The organism is Brevibacterium picturae, from assembly GCF_030453725.1.
GTDB classification, from domain to species: Bacteria; Actinomycetota; Actinomycetes; order Actinomycetales; family Brevibacteriaceae; genus Brevibacterium; species Brevibacterium sandarakinum_A.
Map to the genome: position 1 here is coordinate 1 of NZ_JAKDJU010000120.1, position 9266 is coordinate 9266.

Sequence of the window (9266 nt, forward strand, 5' to 3'; positions counted from 1 at the left end):
AAGAAGAAGGCGCCGGCTAAGAAGACTGCGGCTAAGAAGACTGCGGCTAAGAAGGCTCCTGCGAAGAAGTCGACCGCAGCCAAGACAAGCACAGCGAAGAAGACCACGGCGAAGGCTCCGGCTAAGACCGCTGCCAAGTCGACTGCTGCGAAGTCGACGACGGCGAAGAAGACGACTGCTAAGTCGACAACCGCGGCCAAGAAGTCCACGACTGCGAAGCCGAAGACTCCCTGAGGCCGGTGCTATAGTTAGTTTCGGTGCTCTGAGCTCCGGAAGTTCTGGGTCGATTCCTCTACGGAGGATCGGCCCTTTTCTTCTTCGACTCGCAATGTTCAGTCTTCTACCGGCACGGGTCACGCTGGGTGGACGTTTTAGGCTGGTGCCAGAGCGTGAATTCAGCTCAAATCGTCCGCCTAAGACGCACATACACCGTCCACTGAAGCGGTACCTCGAATCTACCCAGCCGATCTCAGACAACGGAGTCCGACCCAATGGCACCTGCACCAGCGATCTCGATCCGCCTCAACGACCCTGCTGACGACGATGCGTTCCATGCGTGGCACGAGGTGTTCGCTGCGGCGAGTTCCCACGATCGAGGACCTGACGCTCCGGTGTGGCCCGAAGCTGAGCTCAGTGCCGAACTGCGCACGCAGCGAACCTCGTCGATGACGGAGCTCTACCTCGTGCGCAGTGCGACGGAGGCCGATTCAGCGATCGGAGCAATCGCGCTGACGATGCCGCTCAGCGACAACCGGCACAGAGTCGACGCCGGACTCTACGTCGACCCCGGATCCCGTCGCCGAGGTGTCGGCTCCGCGATGCTCGAATTCGTTCGTTCACGCACCAAGGAGTTGGATCGTCGGGTGATCTCTTCGGAAGTATTCCGACCGTTCAGGACCAGCGAAGCAGACTCCAGGTCTGAAGATGTCGAGACCACGGCGCCCGGGATCGCGTTTGCCGAACACCATGGATTCACCTTCGCCATCGGAGACCTCCGCAGTGAGTGTCCTCTGCCAGTGGACTCCGCCCTCGTTCGCACGATCGCCAGGGAAGCACGACCATTCCACGAGGGTTTCGAGTTCCACTCCTGGTCCGGAGATGTGCCGGAGGAGTTCGTCGAGCAATGGGCTCTTATGGAGGGTCTCATCGAAACTGAGGCGCCCACGGGAGTGCGCGACGTTGAACCCGAAGCCACCTCGGCGGCAGACATCCGCGAACAGGAGGCCATCTTCGCAATGCAGGGGCGGACAAGCTTCGCAGCGATCGCTCTCGACTCTTCCGGAGACATCGCAGCCTACACGCAGCTGGTCCATTCGTCGGTCGAAGCCATGGTCTACCAGTGGGGGACCCTTGTCCGCGACCAGTATCGGGGTCATCGGCTCGGGGCAGCAGTCAAAGCTGCCGCCGCGCACGAGTTCTCACAGTCGGGCCTGGAGGCCCGAGCGATCATCACCTACAACGCAGAAGAGAACGAGCACATGCTTGCGATCAACCAGAGACTGGGATTCCGCCCAGTCGAGCGGATCGAAGAGGTCGAACTCAACCTCGACGCGTGAGGCTCAGACACAGTCGGGACTGCCTACCGTCTACTGTCCCGCCGACTCTGCTGCGAACGAGCGCAGCGCCTCACCATCGAGACGGAAGGTCTCCCATTCGTCCTGAGCCTTTGCACCCAGCGAACGGTAGAAGCCGATTGAGGGCTCGTTCCATTTGAGAACGCACCACTCGAGTCGAGTCAGACCCCGTTCCTGGCAGATCTGGGCCAAGTGACCCAGCAGCGCCTTGCCCGCCCCATTTCCGCGGTGATCGGGATCGACGAATAAGTCTTCGAGCCAGATCCCATTCTTCCCAGTCCAGGTGGAGAACGAGTGGAACCAGATCGCGATGCCGATGATCTGTCCGTCCACCTCGGCGACGAGGCCATAGGTGCTCGGATGCCCATCGGCGGGAAACATCACCGCAGCGAAATCGTCTTCGGTGGCCTCGACCGCATCGGGCTCCTTCTCATACACGGCCAGGGCTTGGACCAGCCGGAGGATGTCGGGCAGATCGTCCTTCGTCGCCTCGCGCACATTCATCGGGTCATCGTCTCCAATTGCTTCGGTGTCGCAGTACAGGGTCGCAGTGCAGGGGTCGTCATGGAGTAGGTGCCGTCACAGCACGTGGGTGCCGATCTTGTCGGGCAGCGCTGCGAGTTCGGCGGCTGTGGGCTCACCGGGCGTGTGCGGATCGGCGTGGGCATAGTAGGAGGCGAACGCCTCGGCGACGGTGTCGATCGTGACCTCGGGGTGGACTTCTCTGATCGACCCACCAGTGGCCGGATCCCACTCGATGCCCAGGGCCGCCTCGACGTCGGTGAGGACGGAACGGATGGGATCGGGATCCTCGACGATCACGGATGAGGAGAACAGCCACGCGCCCGAGACCACTCGCTGTGCGGTTCCGATCGCCTTGATCCGACCGGCCACATTCACGCTGTGCTCACCGGGGCAGTACTCCCCAGGAATCTCGCCGAGGCGGGCGTCGACTCCGATGCCACGCAGAACCTCGACGTAGTCCTGCCCAAAGGCGGAGAACCTCGCCGTGGTGTCTTTGATGAACGCATCACTGGGTTCGATGTGATCGATGACCAGCGATCCCCGATGATAGGCGGCAGCTCGCCCGCCGAGGCTGCGCAGAGCTGGCGTGAAACCGTGATCCTTCGCCGCTTCGATTGCTGCGGGGAACCCGGGAAGGAACCGATCTCTGGCCCCGAAGGCCAACGTCGGTGCTGGCCTGTACATCCGCAGCGTTGCTCCTCGGGTGCCGTGCTTGACCGAGTCGAGGAGGACCCTGGCAAAGGCAAGTTCCTCGATCGGACCCAAGCCGGTCGTTGCTACTGCTGACATCGATGTTCGCGTTATGTGCACGCAATCAAGAGTAGAGGATCAGACATCGGTGAGAAGAGATCCGGTCTGTTCCAAGAGATATGTCAGTCGCGGCAGATATTGTAGGTCTGTGAGTATGTTGACGACTACAGGACATCGACTTCCCGGAGCCCCTGGCCGGTTGGTTGCCGAGACCGCAGCCTGGGGCGCATTGATCGTACTCGTGGCGATCAGCTATGTCGTGGCGGGCACCAGCGGTTTCTTCGCCACGATCGGCGGGCGAGCCTTCACCGCGATGGCCGACAGCCTGGCTGCGGGAGGCTTCGACAACCAGCTGGGAAGCCTGTCTCTTCTCATCGTCTTCGTCCTCGCCGGAGCCGGACTCTTCATCCCGCAGAAGATCTTGGCGAGCAAAGGGCCAGCCGTCCGCAAACTCGCCCTCAGCATCGCCGCTGTCGTTGAGGCCGGACTGCTCATCGTCCTCAGCCTTGCCCCGAGCGCCTGGCTGACCTGGGTTACCGCTCTGTTCCTGGGTGCCGTCGTCGGCCTGCTGATGAGCATCAACCCCTTCACCAACGAGAAGCCATGGCGTCGGGTCGGCATTCCCGCGGCACTCCTCGTCTTCGTCTCCTTCTCTTTCCAGATCATCGGCGGCTCTGCCGCAGGCACACAAGCGCTGGGCTGGACGAGCCTCCTGGTGGGCATCGCCATGGCTGTCGGTGCCGTCATCATCTTCCTCACCCCCGAGCGAGCCCTCCACGCGGAATCGGCGACGACGGGCGCATTCCCTTCGATCAAGGCCCGCGTGGCCAGACCGGCCGCGAATATCGCGATGCCGTGGGTGTGCATCGCCCTCTTCGCGGTGCTGGGAACCACAGTCATTCTGGCGCAGCCGACCGCCGTCCAACACAGCTTCGGCCAAGCCGGCTTCGCCCTCATGATTGCGTCCTGCCTCGTGGGTTGGGCCATCGGCTTCGAAATGGGTCCCACCTTCGCGCCCGGAATGTCGAGGCCGCGCGTGTCCGCGTTCGCCCTGACCGTATCGGGGATCCTCTTGATCGCCACGGGCGCCATCAACGAGCTTTCCGGCAAGTTCGTCCTCACCGCCGTCATCGCCTTCCTCGTCGGAATCGGCGTGCGCTCACAGCCCTATGACTTCTCTCGCCGGATCGGAGCCGTCGGTGGTGCTGTCGTCGCGCTCATCCTCAATGCTGTTGACTTCGGCGTCACCATCCCGGTCGGCTCGGCCATGGAATGGATGCTGGCACCCAACGACGTGGCGTTCGGAATCATGGGACTGGCAACTCTGGTCGCCGGAGTCATCGGTCTCTTCATCTTCGACCCCCATGGTCTCCAAGGACTGTCCGTCGATATCGTTCACGGATTCCGTCCGCCCAGCGCCGCTGAGAACGGTGCCAACGACGGCATCGGAAACTCCGCGGAACGTCTGGGAGCCGGATTCTTCATCGCCATTGAGGGCGGGGACGGTTCGGGCAAGAGCACACAGATCAAACGGATTTCACAGACGCTGGCCGATGAGGGCCACAATGTCGAAGCGACCCGCGAACCAGGTGGGACAGAACTGGGACGACAGATCCGTTCGGTGCTCTTCGACTCCGAACCTCCGAGCTCCCGCACCGAGGCTCTGCTCTTCGCCGCCGACCGTGCCCACCATGTGGCCTCATTGGTGGATCCGAGCCTCGACGCCGGCAGCATCGTCATCACCGACAGGTACATCGATTCGACGATCGCCTACCAGGCCGCTGGTCGCAACTTCGATCCGAAGACAATCCTGGCGCTGAGCAAGTGGGCGACTCAGGGACTCGTCCCGCACCTGACGATCGTCCTCGACATCGACCCCGAGACTGCCGCGGCCCGGATGGGCAAACGCGGTGAGAGCAACTACCTCGACGAGGAAGACCAGCAGTTCCACCAGCGAGTGCGTCAGACCTACCTGACCCGTGCACACAAGGAACCCGCTCGCTACGTCGTCCTCGACGCCTCGGTGTCCGAAGACGAACTGACTGCCGAAATCCTCACCGCCATCCGGACCCGCCTGCCGCGCAAGGTAAGCAGTGTGTCCGAATCCGAGGCAGGCGCTGCCACCGGTAAGTCCACCGGCGCCGAGGTGGCCGGAAGCCATCCGTCCCAGGCAGCCGTCGGCGGCCCGGCCGAGGAATCGGAAGACGGAGCATCGACTACCGCCGACGAGGCGGTCGCGCCCGAGCCCGGAGCCCGATTCGTTCCGGCCTCGAACGAACGGTTCTTCCCGCAGGCCGCTGACCGTCGCGAATCCGAAGAACGCAATGACGGGGTCGAAACGGAAAGAGTCGACCTCGGCGCTGACCTGCGAGCCCCAGATGTGCAGGGTGATGACGAAGCAGCCACGACGGTGCTTCCGGCTCACGCAAGCAAACCCGAGTTCGAAGCCGAACCCGAGTCCGAGGTCGCACCTCGGTTCGAGTCCGAAGTTGCAGCCGAAGCCGAACCCGAGTCCGAAACCGAATCCGACGAGGATGCGGCCACTACTGTGCTGCCAGCCCGCGGAATCACACCGAGTGCACCCTTGGCCGATGACGATGACGATGACGATGACGATGACGATGACGATGGTGATGAGGACGCTGTGCCGACGAATGAGATCGCACGGCCCGATTCCGAGGAAGCAGAAACCCGGGTGGTCAGTCAGGTCGACCGTGGTAACGAGGACGGGACACCGCCGAGGACCGATTCTCAGCCAGCAGGCGGGACCGATGCGGGGGATGAAGACGCCGCGACAACAGTTCTGCCCGTGCGCACCGCCCGACAGATGAGTCGAGAGCGACTGCAGGCCCAGGCGGAGATCGAACGTCAGGCACGTGAGCGCCTGCGTAAGCAGCGCGAACGCAACCACCAGCGCTTCAACAACCCGGAAGGTCACTGAGTGAGCGTCTTCAATGAGCTCGTCGGCCAGGACGACGTCATCACCCAGCTCGAGTATGCACTGCACTCGCCGGGCGCGATGACCCACGCCTGGCTGTTCACCGGCCCTCCGGGGTCGGGTCGTTCCAATGCGGCTCGAGCCTTCGCCGCGGCACTGATCTCAGGCGGTGAAGAACCCAATGACGTCACCGCACGCGTACTCAAAGGCCATCACGAATCGCTGACGATCATGTCGACTCAGAAATCGGTGATCACCATTGACGAAGTGCGAGAACTGGTGACGAAAGCACAGTCTGCTCCGGTCAATTCCCCGTGGCGAGTCGTCATCATCGAAGACGCAGATCGGATGAGCGAACGTACGGCCAACGTCTTACTCAAGGCCATCGAGGAACCGCCTCCAGCCACAGTGTGGCTGCTGTGCGCGCCCAGCCCCATCGATGTTCTCACCACGATCCGTTCTCGGTGCCGGCCCGTCCGCCTGCGCATTCCCTCTCGGGATGCCGTGGCCAAGCTCCTCATCGAACGTGATCACATCGATGAGGACAGGGCTAAGTGGGCGGCCGCAGTCGCGCAGAACCACATCGGTCGGGCCAAGTACATGGCGCTCAATGAATCCGCCGGTGAGGAGCGCAAACAGATCCTCGCGATCCCAGGGAAGCTGACCTCTGTCGGGGCGACTATCCGCTTGGCGGGACGCATCGTCGATGAAGCCGCGGAGACCGCGAAGTCTCGGGTCGAGGAACGCAATGCCACGGAACGAACCGATCTGATGGCGACTCTGGGCATCGAATCGGAGAAGTCCATCCCACCCTCGGCAAGATCCCAGATCAGGAAGCTTGAGGAAGAGCAGAAACGCCGATCAGTCCGCGCCCGCAACGACGAACTCGACCGGATCTTCCTCGAACTCATGAGCCTCTACCGGGACATCCTCATGCACCAGTTGGGGATCCGCGACGGGTGGATCAACGCTGGCGAAGGCGACCTCATCTCCGAACAGGCGAATAGGGACGGACCTGACACGACTCTGCTGCGCATCGACGCTATCACCGAGGCGAGACGACGATTGCAGACGAACATGTCGCCTGTGCTCATCGTCGAATCAGCGTTCGTGCTGCTGTCGAACCCCTGGCTGCTCGAGGACCGCACAGGGGCACTCTGAGGTTCAGTCCTCGTCGAGGAGCTCGCCGACCAATGCGGTGGTGAGCTCGACTCGGCGAGGAATCCACACCTGCAGGGCGTGCTCTGTCCTTGCGTGCGACCCGCCGCCCACTGTGCCGAGTCCGTCAATGGTCGGAGTTCCGACACCGGCTGTGAAATTACCGTCCGACCCACCGCCGACGGCAACGGACCGCAATGGCGGGTGCCCCAAGTGGGCGCTCAGCCGTTGGGCTCGGGCGTAGAGACCCAGTGCCATCTTCTCCTCCAGCGGGGCCCGGTTGATTCCGCCTCTGACATCGACCTTGGCTCCGGCCACAGTAGGGGAGAGGGAGCTGAGAATGCCGTCGATACGCTCCTGTTCCGCCACCGAGGCAGCGCGGGAGTCGACGCCGACAACAGCCTTGGCCGGCACAGTGTTCGTCGTCGAACCGCTGTGCATGACGGTCGGTACAACCGATGTGCCCACGGACGGATCATGCAGCTCAGCGATCTTGACGACCTGATTGGCCACTTCGATTGTGGCGTTGATGCCCTTCTCCGGTTCGACCCCGGCATGGGCGGCGAGACCGGTGACTTCGAGGGAATAGATGGCAACGCCCTTGCGAGCGATCTTCACTGCCCCGTCGGGTGCGCCGCTTTCGAAGACCAGTGCCGCCTTGGCTCCACGGGCTTCGTCCTCAATGATCTGACGTGAACCGGGGGAGCCGAGCTCTTCGTCGCCGGTCATGAGGATGCTGACGCCATCGAGACTCCCGCGCTGTTGGCGTAGTCGCGCCATGGCATAGAGAGCGATGAGCAGGCCGCCCTTCATGTCGTCAGCGCCTGGTCCACGTACGACACCGTCCGCAACCGAATAGGGAAAATCGGCGAGAGTGCCTGTCGGCCATACGGTGTCATGGTGACCGATGAGCACAACCTTGCGAGGTCTGGTGCCGAAGCGCCACAGCACGTGCGGGTGAGAATCGGTTTCGATGAGGTGAGGAGCTGCCCCGAGAAGACCAGTGCCGATCCGCGAAACCAGCTGAGCACTGCGGGCCAGTGATTCGGGGTCCTGGGAGAACGACTCACATTCGATGAGCGTCTGGAAATCACTCATGAAGTCCTTCGAGTCGAACTCGACCACGTGCGTCACCCTTTTCTCTCTTCGAATGTCTGTCTCCACCAGGTTAACGGGTGCGGTGTCCCTGAAACGTCAGTGCACGGTGCTTCACCTGTTTCGTCGAAGATCCCTCACCTCGGTGCGGGGAGCGAAGCCAGCGGATGAGTACGCGGCGACAGCGGCCACATTCGAACTCTCCGTGCCCACCGCTGCTGACGAAGATCCCAACTGTTGCAGGGCTCTTGCCGCAGCGATCGCCATGGCCTTCCCGTAGCCGTGACCCTGGTGGTCACGGTGCACAGCCAACGGCTCGAGCAGCCCTGGCCGGTTCGGACCTGCGGACCACACCGTCGTCACTGCAACCGGCTGGTCTGAGTCGTCATACCCCAGCAGACTCTGTGCCCACGAGGAGAAAGGGCCAGACATCATCGTGTGCCACCGTTGGACGAATCGCTGTTTGTCGTCCACGGTGTAGGGCATACCGCGGAATGCTGACCAATGAACGGCAGTCCATGCCTCAGCGCTATCCGGCCCGGCAACCTCCACCCGGAGGTCGGGTTCCTCAACTGGCAGATTCAGGTCACGATTCAGAGGCGTCCACGGCTCGTCTGCCTCCCATCCGCGTTCTGCCAACCGAGCAACGAGGCAGGTTGCTCCTCGAGCCTCGACGATTGCCGATCCTTTCCCGAAGACGGCGTTGTCTAGGGGAGGGACAGCGCTGTCTGACGGGTCGATGTCGGATTCGATCTGTTGTGCCAAAGAGTCGTCATGGCTGAAGTCCGGGTCCACGGCCAGGCGCAGAAGGTCTTCCCCGTCCAGCAGTCCGATTGCCAGGACCTTGTCGTCGCACCGCCAGATCCGCATTGCTTGAGCTGTAGCTTCGGAGTCTCTCAGCGAATACCAGCCGAGGTCGCCTGTGTGAAGATGGAGCGGTCCGTCGTCGGTCTGCCAGCTGTCGAGCACGGCGCCGATGCTGGGAAGTTCTGCGGCCGTTGGAACGGCCATCTGTGCGGTGCTCATGTTACTCCTGAAGTGCGAAATGAATGAGCGGAGAAGCCCAGCATATGTGAGTTGCGTTACGTACTGAAGTCTCAGTCATTCTCCTTTTGACCAGGAGTCCTGGTTTTGGCTAAAGTTAGGTCGGTTGCCGCCTTAGCTCAGTCGGTAGAGCGATTCACTCGTAATGAATAGGTCGGGAGTTCGATTCTCCCAGGCGGCTC

8 protein-coding genes and 1 tRNA gene are annotated in these 9266 nt (G+C 62.3%); 5 read left to right on the top strand and 4 right to left on the bottom strand.

Features of this window, described 5'->3' with window-relative positions:
• Together L0G76_RS11480 and L0G76_RS11485 are read left to right on the top strand one after the other, a co-directional pair.
• On the top strand, positions 1–234 hold a 234-nt coding region (locus L0G76_RS11480), incomplete at its 5' end, for a hypothetical protein (RefSeq protein WP_304357351.1).
• A 257-nt stretch (positions 235–491) separates the two neighbouring features.
• A complete protein-coding gene (locus L0G76_RS11485; protein ID WP_009883365.1) occupies positions 492–1556 on the top strand; it encodes a GNAT family N-acetyltransferase in 1065 nt (354 codons plus the stop codon).
• Positions 1557–1586: 30 nt separating this feature from the next.
• On the opposite strand, the gene L0G76_RS11490 is transcribed toward L0G76_RS11485, so the two are convergent.
• Positions 1587–2078, bottom strand: coding sequence for a GNAT family N-acetyltransferase (locus L0G76_RS11490; RefSeq protein WP_096158381.1), 492 nt, complete (start codon positions 2076–2078; stop codon positions 1587–1589).
• A gap of 75 nt (positions 2079–2153) precedes the next feature.
• Positions 2154–2888, bottom strand: coding sequence for a lipoate--protein ligase family protein (locus L0G76_RS11495; protein WP_226823732.1), 735 nt, complete (start codon positions 2886–2888; stop codon positions 2154–2156).
• Positions 2889–3003: 115 nt separating this feature from the next.
• Between L0G76_RS11495 and tmk the strand changes: the two genes are divergently transcribed.
• Positions 3004–5790: a dTMP kinase gene (tmk, locus tag L0G76_RS11500; RefSeq protein ID WP_257943826.1), complete on the top strand. Its 2787-nt coding sequence runs from the start codon at positions 3004–3006 to the stop codon at positions 5788–5790.
• Positions 5791–6948, top strand: coding sequence for a DNA polymerase III subunit delta' (locus tag L0G76_RS11505; RefSeq protein ID WP_101638786.1), 1158 nt, complete (start codon positions 5791–5793; stop codon positions 6946–6948). It begins immediately after the preceding gene.
• Between the two features lie 3 nt (positions 6949–6951).
• Here L0G76_RS11505 and L0G76_RS11510 read toward each other — a convergent pair whose 3' ends face one another.
• A complete protein-coding gene (locus L0G76_RS11510) occupies positions 6952–8043 on the bottom strand; it encodes a M20/M25/M40 family metallo-hydrolase (RefSeq protein ID WP_226823730.1) in 1092 nt (363 codons plus the stop codon).
• 111 nt (positions 8044–8154) lie between these two features.
• Positions 8155–9066, bottom strand: coding sequence for a GNAT family N-acetyltransferase (locus L0G76_RS11515; RefSeq protein ID WP_101638787.1), 912 nt, complete (start codon positions 9064–9066; stop codon positions 8155–8157).
• A 126-nt stretch (positions 9067–9192) separates the two neighbouring features.
• On the opposite strand from L0G76_RS11515, the gene L0G76_RS11520 reads away from it, so the two are divergent.
• Positions 9193–9265, top strand: a tRNA-Thr gene (locus L0G76_RS11520).
• Position 9266 lies beyond the last annotated feature (1 nt).

What these genes read in the sequence shown, in the direction of transcription:
- L0G76_RS11490 (WP_096158381.1), bottom strand. Translation starts at nt 2,078, where the DNA reads ATGAATGTGCGCGAGGCGACGAAGGACGATCTGCCCGACATCCTCCGG.
- L0G76_RS11485 (WP_009883365.1), top strand. Translation starts at nt 492, where the DNA reads ATGGCACCTGCACCAGCGATCTCGATCCGCCTCAACGACCCTGCTGAC.
- L0G76_RS11510 (WP_226823730.1), bottom strand. Translation starts at nt 8,043, where the DNA reads ATGAGTGATTTCCAGACGCTCATCGAATGTGAGTCGTTCTCCCAGGAC.
- L0G76_RS11515 (WP_101638787.1), bottom strand. Translation starts at nt 9,066, where the DNA reads ATGAGCACCGCACAGATGGCCGTTCCAACGGCCGCAGAACTTCCCAGC.
- tmk (WP_257943826.1), top strand. Translation starts at nt 3,004, where the DNA reads ATGTTGACGACTACAGGACATCGACTTCCCGGAGCCCCTGGCCGGTTG.
- L0G76_RS11495 (WP_226823732.1), bottom strand. Translation starts at nt 2,888, where the DNA reads ATGTCAGCAGTAGCAACGACCGGCTTGGGTCCGATCGAGGAACTTGCC.